The 14494-nt window shown below is 64.4% G+C and carries 16 protein-coding genes; 9 read left to right on the top strand and 7 right to left on the bottom strand.

The genetic code is table 11. The features are described 5' to 3' along the window. The first annotated feature begins 73 nt into the window (after window positions 1–73). The 9 genes from CK220_RS09865 (at window position 74) to CK220_RS09825 (ending at window position 7758) form a co-directional block, all read left to right on the top strand. On the top strand, window positions 74–1330 hold the full coding sequence (locus CK220_RS09865; RefSeq protein WP_095811342.1) for a flagellar hook protein FlgE: 1257 nt from the start codon (window positions 74–76) through the stop codon (window positions 1328–1330). Window positions 1331–1362: 32 nt separating this feature from the next. Beyond that, a complete protein-coding gene (gene flgK / locus CK220_RS09860; protein ID WP_095811341.1) occupies window positions 1363–2817 on the top strand; it encodes a flagellar hook-associated protein FlgK in 1455 nt (484 codons plus the stop codon). Window positions 2818–2820: 3 nt separating this feature from the next. Further along, window positions 2821–3870, top strand: coding sequence for a flagellar hook-associated family protein (locus CK220_RS09855; protein ID WP_095811340.1), 1050 nt, complete (start codon window positions 2821–2823; stop codon window positions 3868–3870). 31 nt (window positions 3871–3901) lie between these two features. After that, on the top strand, window positions 3902–4249 hold the full coding sequence (gene flaF, locus CK220_RS09850) for a flagellar biosynthesis regulator FlaF (protein WP_095811339.1): 348 nt from the start codon (window positions 3902–3904) through the stop codon (window positions 4247–4249). After that, window positions 4246–4683: a flagellar biosynthesis repressor FlbT gene (flbT, locus tag CK220_RS09845; protein ID WP_095811338.1), complete on the top strand. Its 438-nt coding sequence runs from the start codon at window positions 4246–4248 to the stop codon at window positions 4681–4683. Before flaF ends, flbT begins: the two co-directional genes overlap by 4 nt. Window positions 4684–4685: 2 nt before the next feature. Beyond that, window positions 4686–5093, top strand: a complete 408-nt coding sequence (gene flgD / locus CK220_RS09840; RefSeq protein WP_095811337.1) for a flagellar hook assembly protein FlgD — start codon at window positions 4686–4688, stop codon at window positions 5091–5093. Between the two features lie 22 nt (window positions 5094–5115). After that, window positions 5116–5382: a flagellar biosynthesis protein FliQ gene (gene fliQ, locus CK220_RS09835; protein WP_027165133.1), complete on the top strand. Its 267-nt coding sequence runs from the start codon at window positions 5116–5118 to the stop codon at window positions 5380–5382. Between the two features lie 196 nt (window positions 5383–5578). Beyond that, entirely contained in the window at window positions 5579–7222 is a 1644-nt protein-coding gene (locus CK220_RS09830) for an MFS transporter (protein ID WP_095811485.1), read from the top strand. Window positions 7223–7335: 113 nt separating this feature from the next. Then, complete coding sequence (locus CK220_RS09825) at window positions 7336–7758, top strand: GNAT family acetyltransferase (protein WP_095811336.1); 423 nt, start codon at window positions 7336–7338, stop codon at window positions 7756–7758. 166 nt (window positions 7759–7924) lie between these two features. Here the strand turns inward: CK220_RS09825 and CK220_RS09820 are convergent, their stop codons facing one another. The 7 genes from CK220_RS09820 to CK220_RS09790 are packed head-to-tail and all read right to left on the bottom strand — an operon-like array spanning window position 7925 to window position 14285. Beyond that, the gene (locus CK220_RS09820) at window positions 7925–8281 is read right to left on the bottom strand and encodes a cupin domain-containing protein (RefSeq protein ID WP_176479040.1); all 357 of its coding nucleotides are present in this window, start codon (window positions 8279–8281) and stop codon (window positions 7925–7927) included. Window positions 8282–8295: 14 nt separating this feature from the next. Next, window positions 8296–9681 (bottom strand): FAD-binding oxidoreductase, encoded by a 1386-nt coding sequence (locus tag CK220_RS09815; RefSeq protein WP_095811334.1) that lies wholly within the window; start codon window positions 9679–9681, stop codon window positions 8296–8298. 31 nt (window positions 9682–9712) lie between these two features. Then, the gene (locus CK220_RS09810; RefSeq protein WP_095811333.1) at window positions 9713–10822 is read right to left on the bottom strand and encodes an ABC transporter ATP-binding protein; all 1110 of its coding nucleotides are present in this window, start codon (window positions 10820–10822) and stop codon (window positions 9713–9715) included. After that, window positions 10819–11616, bottom strand: coding sequence for an ABC transporter permease (locus tag CK220_RS09805; protein WP_095811332.1), 798 nt, complete (start codon window positions 11614–11616; stop codon window positions 10819–10821). The genes CK220_RS09810 and CK220_RS09805 overlap by 4 nt, the downstream gene beginning before the upstream one ends. Then, entirely contained in the window at window positions 11616–12485 is an 870-nt protein-coding gene (locus CK220_RS09800) for an ABC transporter permease (protein ID WP_095811331.1), read from the bottom strand. The genes CK220_RS09805 and CK220_RS09800 overlap by 1 nt, the downstream gene beginning before the upstream one ends. A 19-nt stretch (window positions 12486–12504) precedes the next feature. Further along, window positions 12505–13581, bottom strand: coding sequence for an extracellular solute-binding protein (locus tag CK220_RS09795; RefSeq protein WP_095811330.1), 1077 nt, complete (start codon window positions 13579–13581; stop codon window positions 12505–12507). Window positions 13582–13619: 38 nt separating this feature from the next. Further along, window positions 13620–14285 carry an XRE family transcriptional regulator gene (locus CK220_RS09790; protein ID WP_095811484.1) on the bottom strand — a complete coding sequence of 222 codons (666 nt, stop codon included), beginning with the start codon at window positions 14283–14285 and terminating at the stop codon, window positions 13620–13622. Between the last annotated feature and the right edge of the window lie 209 nt (window positions 14286–14494).

The following is a 14494-nucleotide window of genomic DNA, read 5'->3' as shown; positions in this document are numbered from 1 at the left end:
CCCGCGCCAGCCTCGCGCAAGACACGAGGCTTAGTTTTCCAGCCTCTCAGAAAGGCACCGAGGAGATGTATCGATGAGCCTCTACGGAATGATGCGGACCGGCGTCTCCGGTATGAACGCCCAGGCAAACCGCTTGTCCACGGTGGCCGACAACATCGCAAATTCCGACACCACCGGCTACAAGCGCTCCTCCGCCGAATTCTCGACGCTGATCATGCCGAGCACCGGCGGCGCCTATAATTCAGGGGGCGTGACGACGACGATCCGCTCGGCCGTGAGCTCGCAGGGTGTTCTGCAATACACCACTTCGGTCTCCGACCTCGCCGTCAATGGCGACGGATTCTTCGTCGTGCAGGACCCGAGCGGCACGCCCTATCTCACCCGCGCCGGCGCCTTCGTTCCGGACGCTCAAGGGCGCCTCGTCAACGCCGCCGGCTACCAGTTGATGGCCTACAGCTACGCCAATGGCGATCCGGCCGCGACCGCCAACGGCTTCGAAGGCCTGGTGCCGGTACAGATTTCCGATCAGGAGATGACGGCGACGCCGAGCACGGAGGGTACATTCACCGGCAACCTGCCGGCTGGCGCCACCGCTGTCACGGCCGGCAACCTGCCCACCGACAACAGCGCCTCGTCACAATACACGTCGAAATCGTCGCTGGTCGCCTACGACAATCTCGGCAACAAGGTGTTGCTCGACGTCTACTTCACCAACACCGGCACCGGCACCTGGCAGGTTTCGGTATTCGATCAGTCGAAGGCCACGGCCGGCACGTCGTTCCCCTATGCGGGCGGCGCGCTGGGTTCGGCCAATCTCACCTTCGACACCACGACCGGCAAGCTCACCGGCGCGACCACCGGCGTGTCCTTCACGGTGCCGAACGGGTCGACTCTCAACCTCGACCTCTCCAAGCTGACGCAGCTCGGAACCGGCTTCACGGTCTCCGACGCCAACGTCAACGGCAATGCGCCGAGCACGATCGAAAAGATCCAGATCAGCCAGGACGGCGTCATCTACGCCCAATTCGAGGATGGCTCCACCAAGCCGCTCTACAAGATCCCGCTGGCCGACGTTCAGAGCCCCGACAACCTCACCGCGATGCCGGGCAACGTCTATGTGCAGAGCGCGGACTCAGGCGCTGTTCGCATCGGCTTTGCCAATGAAGGGAAGCTTGGCTCGGTCGTCTCGGGCGCGCTCGAAAATTCCAATGTCGATATCGCCGAGGAACTGACCAACATGATTGCGGCGCAGCGCAGCTACACCGCCAACTCGAAGGTCTTCCAGACCGGTTCCGACCTGATGGACGTCCTGGTCAACCTGAAGAGATAACCCCATCGGGCGCCAGCCCGTGAAAGACCCGCATGTCGCTTTCCACCGCATTAAGCATCGCCCAGTCGGCGCTCCTGGCCACATCCAAGCAAACCAGCGTCGTGTCGCGCAATGTGGCCGACGCGTCCAACCCGGACTATGCCCGTCGCGTCGCCGTCGTCACCAGCACGGCGCCCGGCGCGCGATCGGTGGAGATCCAGCGCGCCGCCAATGATCTTCTGTTCCGGCAGAACCTTTCCGCGCTGTCGGCATGGAGCGGCCAGAGCGCGCTTTACAACGGCATGGATCAGCTCGACCTATCGGTCAACGGGGTCGACAATGCGTCGTCTGCGTCGACCGCGATCGCCAACCTGCAGCAGGCGCTGCAGCTCTACGCCACCACGCCATCGAACCAGAATCTCGGCGCCAGCGTCATCGACGCGGCCAAGCAGGTGGTGAGCTCGCTGAACGACGGCACCACGGCGATCCAGGATTTCCGCACCCAGACCGACGGCCAGATCGCCACCGCGGTCGACGACCTCAACTCGCTGCTCGGCCAGTTCCAGGACGCCAACAAGGCCGTCATCGCCGGCACGCGCTCCGGCACGGATGTGTCGGACGCGCTCGACCAGCGCGACGCGCTGCTGAAGAAGATCGCCGAATATGTCCCGGTCTCGACCTTCACGCGCGGCGACAACGACATGGTCATCACCACCAAGGACGGCACGACGCTGTTCGAGACGGTGCCGCGGTCGGTGACCTTCACGCCCTCGGCCGGCTACACTGCCGGCACGCCTGGCAATGCGATCTATATCGACAATGTGCCGCTTTCTGCAGCCACCGGCGACAACACCAGCGCCGACGGCAAGCTTGCCGGCATGCTGAAGCTGCGCGACGGTGTTGCCGCGACCATGCAGAGCCAGCTCGACGAGATCGCGCGCGGCCTGATCACGGCATTTGCAGAGACCGCGCCGTCTCAGCCCAACGCCGCAGGCCTGTTCACCTGGTCCGGCGCGCCGGCTATTCCCGCTGCCGGCACCCTGGTCAACGGCCTCGCCGGCTTGATCAGCGTCAACGCCGCGTTTGACCCGAGCGCCGGCGGCAGCGCGGCGCTGCTGCGTGACGGCGGCGCCAACGGCGCGGCCTATGTTTCCAACACCGGCAGCGGCGCCTCCTACTCGGACCTGCTGATCGCCTACGGCAACAGGCTCGACCAGCCGATGGCCTTCGACACCTCCGCCGGCATCACGGTCAGCTCCGGCGTCTCGGATTACGCGGCCAACACCATCGGCTGGTTCGAAGGCGTGCGCCAGCAGGCGTCGACCAACGCCGACGCCAAGGAAGCGCTGGCCACGCGCACCGCCGAAGCGCTGTCGAACGATACCGGCGTCAATGTCGACCAGGAAATGTCCCTGCTTCTCGACCTCGAGCACACCTATCAGGCGTCGGCGCGCATGATGAAGACCGTCGACGACATGCTGGACGCCTTGTTGGACGCGGTGGAATAAGCCATGAAAGCGACAGCCGTCTCCTCAGCCGCCATATCCAACGCCCTGCGCTATCAGCAGATGCGCATGCAGGCCGAGCTCGTCAAGGCGACGACGGAATCCCAGACCGGCAAGGTAGCGGATGTCGGCCTGGCCCTTGGCGGGCGCACGACACAGGCCGTCACCTTCCAGCGCGATCTCGACCGGTTAAACGGTATCGTCGATTCGAACTCGCTGGTCGCCGCGCGCCTGACTTCGACGCAGGATTCGCTGGGTCAGCTCTCCGATGTCGCGCAAGATCTGCTGACGGCGCTGACCAGCGCCGTGTCGGGCGACTCCTCGACCAGCATCACCCAGACCGCCGGCGCCACGGCGCTGCAGCAGATGACAGGCATCCTGAACACCAGCGTAAATGGCGAATACCTGTTTGCCGGGACCAACACCGACGTCAAGCCGATCGACGATTTCAGCGCCGCCGGCTCGCCCGCCAAGGCGGCGTTCGACTCCGCCTTCACCAGCTATTTCGGCTTCGCCCAGAACGACCCCGCGGCCGCCAACATCACCGCCGCCCAGATGGACGACTTCATCACCACCACGGTCGAGCCGCAGTTCCTGGGCTCCGGCTGGCAGGCCAACTGGTCGAACGCCACCGACGACCAGATCACCAGCCGCATTTCATTGAGCGAGACCACGCAGACATCGGTCAGCGCCAACGAGCAAGGCATCCGCAAGCTCGCCATGGCGGCCGCCATGGTCGGCACCCTCTTCGCCGGCAACATCAGCGCGGCCGGGCAGAACACGATCGTCAGCCGCGCGCAAAAGCTGGTCGGCGAGGCCATCGGCGGTATCGTCCAGGTGCAGTCCGAAGCCGGCCTCGCCCAGAAGCGCGTGTCCGACGCCAGCGATCGCATGAAGACCCAGGTCGATCTGTTCGAGAAGCATATCATCGACCTCGAAGGCGTCGATCCCTCGGAGGCCGCCACCCGCGTGGCCGACCTGACGCAGCATATAGAAACGTCCTTCGCCTTGACCGCGCGACTGCAGCAGCTGAGCCTGTTGAACTATCTCACCTGAACACTCTCACCGGAACGCCAGAGCTCCGACGATGTATCAATTCTCCTACGCCGACATCCAGACCGACTCCGTCGCCGACGCCAAGGACCGGGAGCGGCAATTGCTCACCCGATCGATCGACATGTTGTCCACGGCTGCTTCCGTCGGGCCCGAGTCGTTGGAGGCGGTCGAGGCGCTGCACTTCACCAACCGCATCTGGACCACCTTCGTCGAGGATCTCGGCTCCAGCGACAATGCGCTGCCCAAGGAACTGCGTGCCAATCTGATCTCGATCGGCCTGTGGCTGCTGCGCGAAACGGAAGACATCCGGCAGGGCCGCACCAACAATTTCGAAGGATTGATCGAGGTCTCCCAGATCATCCGAGACGGCATCCAATGAGCAACACGCTGAAGATCTCGCTGAAGCCGAACGAGAAGATCTACATCAACGGCGCCGTCATCCGGGTCGACCGCAAAGTCACTCTCGAGCTGATGAACGACGTCCAGTTCCTACTCGAAAGCCATGTCATCCAGGCCGAGCAGGCCTCGACGCCGCTCAGGCAGCTCTATTTCATCGTGCAGATCATGCTGATCAACCCGCCGGGCGCCTCCGAGGCCCGCGACATGTTCCGCCGCTCGCTGCCGATGCTGATCGCAAGCTTCGACAACCAGGACATCTGCAGCGCGCTGAAGCAGATCGACCGCATGGTCGGCGAGGATCATATCTACGAGGCGCTGAAAGCGATCCGCGCGCTCTATCCGCTCGAGCGCCACGCGCTCGGCGGCAATGACGACATTCCGGAAGCGTCGCGCGCGCTGGCTGTGGGAGCATAAAGATGGCCGTGGACATGACGACGACGATCCCGGTTGGCGCCACCCAGGCCAGCCAGCAGACCTCGAAGACGGCGGTCGACTACCAGTCGTTCCTAAAGCTTCTGATCGCCGAGATGAAGAACCAGGATCCGACCAAGCCGATGGATTCGACGGAATATGTCGCGCAGCTCGCGACCTTCTCGCAGGTCGAGCAGTCGGTGCAGACCAACAGCAAGCTCGACCAGATCATGCAATCCTCGGCGCTGTCGCAGGCGGACGCGCTGATCGGCCGTTCGATCACCTCCGCCGACGGCAAGACGACAGGGAACGTGGCTTCGGTGAAGCTCGCCAGCAGCGGCCTGATCGCGGTGCTGCAGGATGGCACCGAGGTCCCTGTCGGCGCAGGCGTATCGATCAAGCCGGCCGCCTAGCCGGTTCATAATGGGTCTGCCCATGAACGAGGCCGATGCTCTCGATATCGTGCAGTACGCGGTGTGGACGGTGCTTACCGCCTCCGCGCCGGTGGTGCTCGTGGCCATGGCCGTCGGCATCGGCATCGCGCTCATCCAGGCGCTGACCCAGATTCAGGAAATTACCCTCACTTTCGTGCCTAAGATCGTGGCCATCATGCTGGTGGTGGCGCTGACCGGCCCGTTCATCGGCAGCCAGATCTCGGCCTTCACCAACGTCATCTTCGAACGCATCGAGCACGGCTTCTGATCTGCGGTCGCGGGCATCCCGCCCGCGCGGACCAGCAAAAGTTTGGTCCACACCGGCAAGATGCTTGGCTTAAAGCTTCGCCGACGCATTTTCGCCTTTGCCTTCCTGTTGTTGGACCGGGATCCTTTGGCGAGTCGCCGGCGCGATAATGGCGCCGGGCGAGCGCAAGGCACGAAATGAAGGCGGGACAGCGACCATGATCGACGACGAGCCGGAAAGCGAACGCGTCTCGGCGCTGGCGCCGTTCCGGCACGGCATCTTCCGTGCCGTCTGGTCGGCGAGCCTTGTGTCGAATTTCGGCGGCTTGATCCAGGGCGTGGGCGCCGCCTGGATGATGACGACGATCGCCACCTCTTCCTACCAGGTGGCGCTGGTGCAGGCCTCGACCACCTTGCCGATCATGCTGTTCGCGCTCGTCGCCGGCGCCATTGCCGACAGCTTCAACCGCCGCAAGGTCATGCTGGTGGCGCAGAGCTTCATGCTGGTGGTCTCGGCGCTGCTGACGGTGTTCACCTGGTTCGGCTGGATGACGCCGTGGACGCTGCTTGCCTTCACCTTCCTGATCGACAGCGGCACGGCGCTGAACAGCCCGTCATGGCAGGCGTCGGTCGGCGACATGGTGCCGCGCGCCAAGGTGCCGGCGGCGATCGCGCTCAACTCGATGGGCTTCAACATCACGCGCAGCGTCGGCCCGGCGATCGGCGGCATCATCGTCGCCGCCGCGGGCGCGGCGGCGGCCTTCGCCGCCAACGCCGTCAGTTATATCGGCCTGATCGTCGTGCTGTTTCGCTGGAAGCCGGAAGTGCCCGCGCCGACCTTGCCGCGGGAATCGCTCGGCGCCGCGATGGGCGCCGGCCTGCGCTATGTCGCCATGTCGCCGAACATCGGCAAGGTGCTGGCGAGAGGCTCGGCCTTCGGCTTCAGCGCCGGCGCGGTGCTGGCGCTGCTGCCGCTGGTGGCGCGCGATGTCGTCAAGGGCGATGCGCTGACCTATGGCATCATGCTCGGCGCCTTTGGCATAGGCGCGGTCGGCGGTGCGCTGATCAGCGTGAGGCTGAGGCAGTTGCTCTCCAGCGAAACGATGGTGCGCGCCGCCTTCGCCGGTTTCGCGCTTTGCGCCTTCAACGCCGCCGTCAGCAACAATGCCTGGCAGACCTCCGCCGGCCTGCTCATCGGCGGTGCCTGCTGGGTGATCGCGCTCTCGCATTTCAACGTCACGGTGCAGATGTCTACGCCGCGCTGGGTGGTCGGGCGCGTGCTGTCGATCTACCAGACGGCAACCTTCGGCGGCATTGCGCTGGGCAGTTGGATCTGGGGCGTCGTCGCCGACGCCCATGGCGCGGAATCAGCGTTGATGGTTGCCGCCGTCGCGATGCTGGCGGGCGGCGCCATCGGCTTCATCCTGCCGCTGCCGCAGCACACCGCTCTCAACCTCGATCCGCTCAACCGGTTCAAGGAGCCGATGCTGGCGCTCGATTTGAAGCCGCGCAGCGGCCCGATCGCCATCATGATCGAATACATCATTCGCGAGGAGGATGTGCCGGAATTCCTCGCCACCATGGCCGAGCGTGGCCGCATCCGCCGCCGCGACGGCGCTCGCAACTGGACACTCGCCCGCGATCTCGAAAATCCGGGCATCTGGATCGAGCACTACCACACGCCGACCTGGGTCGAGTATATCCGCCACAACCGGCGTGCCACCCATGCCGACGCCGTTGTCGGCGAGCGCATCCGCGCGCTGCACAGCGGCGAGAATCCGCCGCGTGTGCGCCGCATGATCGAGCGGCCAACGACGGCCGGCACGGCCCTTGTCTCGCCCAAGGGGCCGATCGATCACTAGACCTGCATGGTATTTTGCAGGCAGGCTGGGATCATCAGGAGCAACTTCCAACCTCTTCGGCTTTGTTGCTACTGTTCCAGCGAGCTCCGAGCGATCCCAATTGGACGAACTGAATGGTCTCGATTATCCAATACGGTGAACGTCATTTTGACGGCACCGATGCGCTATGGCGAGAAGCATTCCCCAATGGTGCCCCTTGGAACGCGGCCCGCATTTCAATCGCTGAGAAGCTGCGGTTTCAACCAAACCTGCTTTTAGTGGCGATCGAGGCCGATCAGGTCGTCGGATCGATCATGGCCGGGTATGACGGTCACCGAGGATGGATATCGCGGATTGCAGTCCTGCAGTCCCATCGTCAGAAAGGGATTGGCGAGGCCCTCATCCAGGATGCCGAAAGGCGGCTGGCCAGCCTCGGATGTGTAAAAATCAACCTCCAAGTTGTCGTCTCCAACTCGGCAGTTTTGGGGTTCTATCGAAAGTGCGGATACAAAGTCGAAGAGCGTGTGAGCATGAGCAAGTTGCTGCCGAAGCGTTGAGTGCTTCGTACCGATCTGCTTCCGGCGATGCCTACTTCTTCCGTATCGAGCGCCTGACGACGACCGGCCTTTGTCTCACCCAAAGGCCGATCAGTCGCTGATGCACCTCGCCCAAACTTCATGCGGTTCTTGAGAGAACGACATGCCTCGAAATGAAGAGCAGCGATCAGCCGCCGGTCTGGATTATATAAAGTTTGCGCGTCGTCTCATGAATCAGCCACTCGCCCTTCCAGCCCTTCGGCAGGACGAGCAGATCGCCAGGCCCCAGCTCACGCATCTCGCCGTCGGCGCGGCTCACTTCCACGCGACCGGAGATGATGTGGCAGATCTCGGATGAACCCGAGCGGTCGGCGGTGAAGCGGCCGGGCGTGCATTCCCAGATGCCGATATCGACGGTCCCGTCCGGCGACTGGAAGAACGAGCGCACCGCTTCGACCTGATCGCCTTCGATCGAGGTCGGCTTCGGTGAAAAGGCGCCGATATCGGCCGTGGCGAGGTCGCGGAAGGTCGAAAGGTCGATCAAGACAGGCTCCAGTGTCAGTGGCCGGTTATGCTATCCGCCAGAGCGGCAAGCTTCGAGGTCCGCGCAAGCCCGGCGGCCTCGCGTTGGTCGGCGATGCGGTAGAGCTGGTACATCGAGTGGACGCCGAGCCAGCGCAACGGTTCCGGCTCCCAGGGCCGGACCTTGCGGTTGACCCAGGGCAGCCGCGTAAGCTCCGTATCATTGCCGAGGATCAGATCGGCCAGCGTGCGCCCCGAAAGGTTGGAGCTCGACACGCCGAGCCCGACATAGCCGCCGGCCCAGCCGATGCGCGTCCTGGGGTCGAGGCCGACCGTCGTGCACCAGTCGCGTGGCACGCCGAGCACCCCGCACCAAGCGTGGTCGACGCGGCACCCGGCCGTCTGCGGCAACAGGGTCGTCAGGATCGTGTGCAGTTGGTCGATCGTCGCCTGCTGCGTCCGGCCGTTGACGTCGGTGCGCGAGCCATAGCGGTAGGGCACGCCGCGTCCGCCCATGGCGATACGCCCCTCGCGCGTGCGCTGGGCGTAGCAATAGGCGTGCGCCGCATTGCCGAGCAGCTCATGCCCCTCCCAGCCGATCTCGCGCCAGAGTTCTTGCGGCAGCGGCTCGGTGACGATCTGTGCGCTGTTTAGCGCCAGCCAGGTTCGCTCTTCGCCCGGAATGCCGGCAGTGAATCCCTCCGTCGCGCGGATTATCGTTTCGGCCCGCACCGTGCCACGGTCGGTGGCCACCCTGCCCTTGGCGATCGATGTCACGGTGGTCTTTTCGTAGATCGGCACGCCGAGCCGCTCGACCGCTTCCGCCAGCCCGCGCACCAGCTTGGCCGGCTGCACCCGCGCCTGGCCGCGGATGACGAAGCCGCCCATGACATTCGCGATATTGATGCGGGCGCGTGTCGCCTCTGCGTCGAGCAATTCGATGCGCTCGGGGTCGGCGTCCCAGGAGCGGATCGTCTCGCACGCCTCGCGCACGCGCTCCAGCTGCGCCGGATTGGTCGCCACCGTCAGATTGTCGACGCGGCGGATGTCGGCGTCGATGTCTTCAGCCGTCGCCACCCGGATCACCTCGTCGACGCAGCCGGCCATCGCCTTCTGCATGGCGGTCACGCCTTGCCGGGTCGAGGTTTTGAGATATTTTTCGCGCGACCAGCCGAAGCCGCCCGAAAGCCAGCCGCCATTGCGCCCCGAGGCGCCGAAGCCGGCGAAGTCGCGTTCGAGGAGCACAATGCGAAGCGAAGGCTGCGCCTTCTTGAGATAATACGCGGTCCAGAGCCCGGTGTAGCCGGCGCCGACGATCGCGACGTCGGCGTCGATGTCGCCGGGCAACGGCGGGCGCGGCGCGGGCACCGCGCCCAGATCCGCGTACCAGAACGAGATGTCGCCGTTGCGCTTGACTTGCATGGGATGACTTCCAGGAGGCCGGGGAGAGGGTTCAGGTGAGCGTCGTGTCGGCCGTGCTGTCGTCGGCCAGAAGCTTGGCGTCGGCGCCGTCGAAGCAGAGCTCGACCTTCTCGCCGAGGCCGAAATTCTCGCCCGTCAGCGGCGACCGCACGATTGCGGTCGAGCCGTCGCCGAGCTTCACTTCGTATTTCGATCCCGAGCCAAGATAGATCGCCTCGGCGATCGTCCCCGACAGGCGGTTCTTGCCGTCGGCTTGCCCCGGCCGGCGAATGGCAAGTTTCTCGGGCCGCAGCAGGATCACCGGGCTGGCTTCTCCGGCAAGCCGGCGCGGCGCGGCGACCGTCTCGCCGGCAATATTCAGCGCAGTGCCGGTGCCGTCACTTCTGGTTTCGCCTCGCAGCACGGTGGAGTCGCCGATGAAGCGGCCGACGAACAGCGTCGCCGGCTCGTCATAGAGCTGCCGTCCGGTGCCGACCTGCTCGATACGGCCGCGGTTGAACACGGCGATGCGGTCCGATAGCACCAGCGCCTCCTCCTGGTCGTGCGTGACATAGACGAAGGTGGTGCCGAGTTCGCGATGGATGCGCTTGATCTCGAGCTGCAGCCATTCGCGCAGCTTCTTGTCGAGCGCGCCGAGCGGCTCGTCCATGAGGAGCAGCGGCGGGTCGAAGACGATGGCCCGCGCCAGCGCCACGCGCTGCTGCTGACCGCCTGACAATTCGCTCGGATAGCGATGCGCGAAGTCGCCCATCTTGACCATGTCGAGCGCCTTGGCCACGCGCCTCTTCCGATCGTCCTGCCCAACGCCGCGCAGCGTCAGCGGATAGGCGACGTTGCGCCCGACGGTCATATGCGGGAACAACGCGTAGTGCTGGAAGACGACGCCGATGTTGCGTTTGTGCGCCGGCACGCCGACGACGCTTTGTCCTCCGACCAGCAGCTTGCCGCTCGACACATCCGTGAAACCGGCGATCACGTTGAGCGTCGTCGTCTTGCCGGAGCCGCTCGGCCCAAGCAGCGTCATGAACTCGCCGGGCTCGATCCTGAGCGACACCCCGTCCAGCGCCTTGAACGCGCCATAGGCCTTGGTGACGGATTCGAGGTCGATCGCCGCGCCGCGATTGTCCGGTCTTGGGTTCATAAGCGTCCCTTCCGCTCGCGGCCAAGAAGAAGCATGCCGCCGCCGATCAGGATCGTGGTGGCGCACAAAAGGATAGTGCCGACGGCGGCGACCGTTGGGTCCGCGTCGCGCGTGATCGAGGAGAAGATCTGCACCGGCAGCGTTTTGAGATAGGGGTTGGTGATGAACAGCGAGACAATGATCTCGTCAAATGACGTCGCGAAGGCGAAGAGCAGTCCCGACAGGATGCCGGGCAGGATCAGCGGCAGCGTCACCGTCCGGAACGTGGTGAGCGCGCCGGCGCCGAGGCTCGCCGCAGCTGTCTCCAGGCGCCTGTCGAATACTTCCAGATTGGCCGACACAGCGATCAGCACGAAGGGCAGCGCCAGGATGGTGTGGGCGAGCACGAAGCCGGGCAGCGTGCCGACGAGTTGCGCATCGAGATAGACGGCATAGATGCCGATGGCCAGAACCACGCCCGGCACAACCATCGGCGTCAGCATCAGCATCCGCAGCAAATTGGCAGGCCGCGCCTTCATACGGTCGAGCCCGAAGGCGGCCAACGTGCCGAGCACCGTCGCCAGCACCGCAACGATCGAGGCGACCTTCAGGGAATTGAGGAAGCTGGTCGACCATTCCGGATTGGTGACGAAATTCTCGTACCACTGCCAGGAGAAGCCTTGCGGCGGGAAGGAGAGTGACTTGTTGCCGTTGAAGGACATCGGCACGACGACCAGCGTCGGCGCCACCAGCCATATCGCCACCAGCAGGCAGACGAGGCCGAGAACGATACGGGTGAGCGGCTTCATTTCCATCAGCGCCGCCCCGCTTCCCGGTGCCGCGACCGCATCACCGGCGCTGCAAGCGCAAGCAACAGGAAGGTCGTGACCAGCAGCACCACGCCCATCGCGCCGCCGCGTCCCCATTGCAGCAGGCTGAGCACCTGGGTCTGCACCAGTGTCGACAGCATCGTCGAGCGCGGCCCGCCGAGCAGCGCCGGCGTGATGTAGAAGCCCAGCGCCAGGATGAAGACGATGATCGCGCCGGCGTAGACGCCCGGCAGCGACAGCGGCAGGTAGACTGTGAGGAAGGCGCGTGACGGCCGGGCGCCAAGGCTTCGCGCCGCCTGCACCAACCTCAGGTCGATGCCTTTCATCACCGAATAGAGCGGCAGGATCATGAAGGGCAAAAGCACCTGCGCCATGCCGATCACCACGCCCGTCTGGGTGCGGATCAATCGGATGCCGGCAAAGCCGGCCGAGCGCAGCAAAGAGTTGATGACGCCGGAATCCTGCAGCAGGATCACCCAGGAGAGAGTGCGTACCACGCCGCTCACCCAGAAGGGGATGAGAACGCAAAGCACCAGGATGAGGCGCATGCGCGGTCCGACGGCGGTCATCAGATATGCGTAGGGGTAAGCGCAAACGACGCAGACCAGCGTCACCCATGCAGAGATGCTGAAGGTGCGCTGGAGCACCGCGAGATTGACGGGCGCGCCGAAGAACCAGGCATAGTTCTGCACGCCCCACGCCGGCTCCGACAGGCTGCGCAGCACGATGGTGAGCAGCGGATAGCCGATCACAGCCGCGAGCAGAACCAGTGCCGGCAGCGTGAGCGCGAACGGCCGCCAGGCCCATACTGCCCGCTTTTCGGCAGTCTGGATCGTCGGTTCGAACGCGCTCACGGGCCTTGCCTCCGTCAGCTCAGTTGCCGGCCATCAGCGCGGACCACTTCTCCTGCGCCACCGGGAAGTTCTCGACCCAGAACTTGATGTTCTGCTTGTAGCCTTGCTTCTGGCGCTCGGGCGTGTTGGTCAGGAAAGCTGCGACGGAGTCGTCAACCTTCGGCTTCGCATCGTTGTTGATCGGCGTGTATGAGGTCTGCTGCGCCAGGATCTCCTGCGACTCCTTGCCGAGATAGGCATTCAGCAGCGCATAGGCGGCATCCGTATCCTTGACGCCGACGGGGATCGTCATCTGGTCCATCACCACCAGCCAGTCCTGCCAGGCCGGCGCATACTTTGCACCGTTCTTGACCGCCGTCATGGCGCGGCCGGTCCACATCATCAGCATGTCGGCTTCGCCGGACTCGGCGAGCTGCTGCGATTCAGCGCCCGTCTTCCAGTAGATCGTGTCCGGGCCGAGCTTGCGAATCACGTCGAGGGCCTTGTCGATATCGGCAGCAGTCATCGCCTTCGGATCGCCGCCCGCCACCTTGAAGGCCTGTTCGAGCAGGCCACCGGTCGGATCGCCGGATCCGTCCAGGGCGCGCACACCCGGGAACTTTTCGGCGTCGAAGAAGTCGGCCCAGTTCTTGGGCGGGTTATCCTTGTACTTCTCCTTGTTGTACATCAGCACGACGCCGTAGTTCATCGCCGGAACCGAGCACTCGCCGACCTGTCCTTCGGGTATCTTCGAGACGTCGAGCTTCGAGAGATCGAGCTTCTGGAACAGCTTTCCGCAATGGACATAAGGCGGCAGATCGCCGGTATCGACCACGTCCCAGGTGACGTTGCCGGATTCGACCTGGGCCTGCAGCTTGGCGATCTCGGTCGGGCCGTCATTGAGCAGCTTGACGCCGGACTTGTCGACGAACTCCTTCAGCGCCGCCACCTGGCCGTCCTGATAGATGCCGCCGTAGGAGACGAAGGTGAGGGTCTTGCCCTTGAGCGAGCCTTCCTTCACCTCGCCCGCGACAGGCTTTTCCTGTGCGAAGGCGGTGGTTGTCAGCATTCCGAGCGCCAGCACGGCGCCAAGACCTGCAAGTTTCGACTTCAACATAACTCTAACTCTCCCATTGAGGCCCGCGTTTAATCGGACTACCTGGCCGCGAGCGGTTTCCAGGGCTTGTATTGATCGAGTTCGGCGCGTGCCGAGGTCGGCGGTGCGATGATCCACATCACCTCGGCCCGGCCGCTGCCGATGTTCTCGCTGCGATGTGGTGTCGATGTCGCGTATTCGATGCTGTCGCCCTCGTCGAGGACGTGGCGGGCGTCGCCGAGAGAGACCTCGACGACACCGCGAAGGACGATCAGCATCTCCTGCGCGTCGCCATGCGTGTAAAGCGCGGAGCCGGTCGAGCCGCCGATATCGAACTCGCCGACATAGACCTCCATGTCGCTCAACGGCGGGCGCGAGAGCAGCATCTTACGGCATCCGTCGCTGGGCGGAAGACTTGGCCGTTCGCTGCGCCGGAGCACGCCGTGGCTCTGTGTCGCGCTTTCCGCGAACAGCATCGCGACGCTCACGCCGAGCGCCGAAGCCATCTGGTTGAGCGAGGCAGTACTGGCGCCGGTCAGCCCGCGTTCAAGCTGGCTGATGAAGCTGGCGCTGGTCCCGGTCGCTTCCGCGAGGTCGCGCAATGACAGGCGGCGAGCGAGGCGCAGGGCCTTGAGCCGCATGCCCAGCACCTGCTGCGCATGAGCTGCCGCCGAGCCGGCACCGTTCGCCGCCGGAGCCTTGCCGTCCTCCGAAGCCTCGGGCATCCCGTTTTCCTCCACTTAACACCTTGTACAGTACCACTGTACAGCTGGCAATAGGCTGATGCCATTTCCGCGGTTCCATGACTGGAAACGGAGCCAACCAAAAAATTAAGCATTCAACGGCAGTATCGAATGTCGGCCGGCAAGATGTCGTACAGCAAGGACCATTGTCGGTCTGCTGAGCGGGAAGGGATTGCGATATGTCATCCTTG

The sequence above is a fragment of the Mesorhizobium sp. WSM3860 genome (genome assembly GCF_002294995.1).
GTDB lineage: Bacteria > Pseudomonadota > Alphaproteobacteria > Rhizobiales > Rhizobiaceae > Mesorhizobium.
The sequence above is the reverse complement of the archived record's forward strand: the minus strand, read 5'-3'. Positions and strand labels throughout refer to the sequence as shown.

What these genes read in the sequence shown, in the direction of transcription:
- CK220_RS09855 (WP_095811340.1), top strand. Translation starts at nt 2,821, where the DNA reads ATGAAAGCGACAGCCGTCTCCTCAGCCGCCATATCCAACGCCCTGCGC.
- CK220_RS09795 (WP_095811330.1), bottom strand. Translation starts at nt 13,581, where the DNA reads ATGTTGAAGTCGAAACTTGCAGGTCTTGGCGCCGTGCTGGCGCTCGGA.
- CK220_RS09815 (WP_095811334.1), bottom strand. Translation starts at nt 9,681, where the DNA reads ATGCAAGTCAAGCGCAACGGCGACATCTCGTTCTGGTACGCGGATCTG.
- CK220_RS09805 (WP_095811332.1), bottom strand. Translation starts at nt 11,616, where the DNA reads ATGGAAATGAAGCCGCTCACCCGTATCGTTCTCGGCCTCGTCTGCCTG.
- CK220_RS09825 (WP_095811336.1), top strand. Translation starts at nt 7,336, where the DNA reads ATGGTCTCGATTATCCAATACGGTGAACGTCATTTTGACGGCACCGAT.
- CK220_RS09865 (WP_095811342.1), top strand. Translation starts at nt 74, where the DNA reads ATGAGCCTCTACGGAATGATGCGGACCGGCGTCTCCGGTATGAACGCC.
- fliQ (WP_027165133.1), top strand. Translation starts at nt 5,116, where the DNA reads ATGAACGAGGCCGATGCTCTCGATATCGTGCAGTACGCGGTGTGGACG.
- flaF (WP_095811339.1), top strand. Translation starts at nt 3,902, where the DNA reads ATGTATCAATTCTCCTACGCCGACATCCAGACCGACTCCGTCGCCGAC.
- flgD (WP_095811337.1), top strand. Translation starts at nt 4,686, where the DNA reads ATGGCCGTGGACATGACGACGACGATCCCGGTTGGCGCCACCCAGGCC.
- flbT (WP_095811338.1), top strand. Translation starts at nt 4,246, where the DNA reads ATGAGCAACACGCTGAAGATCTCGCTGAAGCCGAACGAGAAGATCTAC.
- CK220_RS09790 (WP_095811484.1), bottom strand. Translation starts at nt 14,285, where the DNA reads ATGCCCGAGGCTTCGGAGGACGGCAAGGCTCCGGCGGCGAACGGTGCC.
- flgK (WP_095811341.1), top strand. Translation starts at nt 1,363, where the DNA reads ATGTCGCTTTCCACCGCATTAAGCATCGCCCAGTCGGCGCTCCTGGCC.
- CK220_RS09830 (WP_095811485.1), top strand. Translation starts at nt 5,579, where the DNA reads ATGATCGACGACGAGCCGGAAAGCGAACGCGTCTCGGCGCTGGCGCCG.
- CK220_RS09810 (WP_095811333.1), bottom strand. Translation starts at nt 10,822, where the DNA reads ATGAACCCAAGACCGGACAATCGCGGCGCGGCGATCGACCTCGAATCC.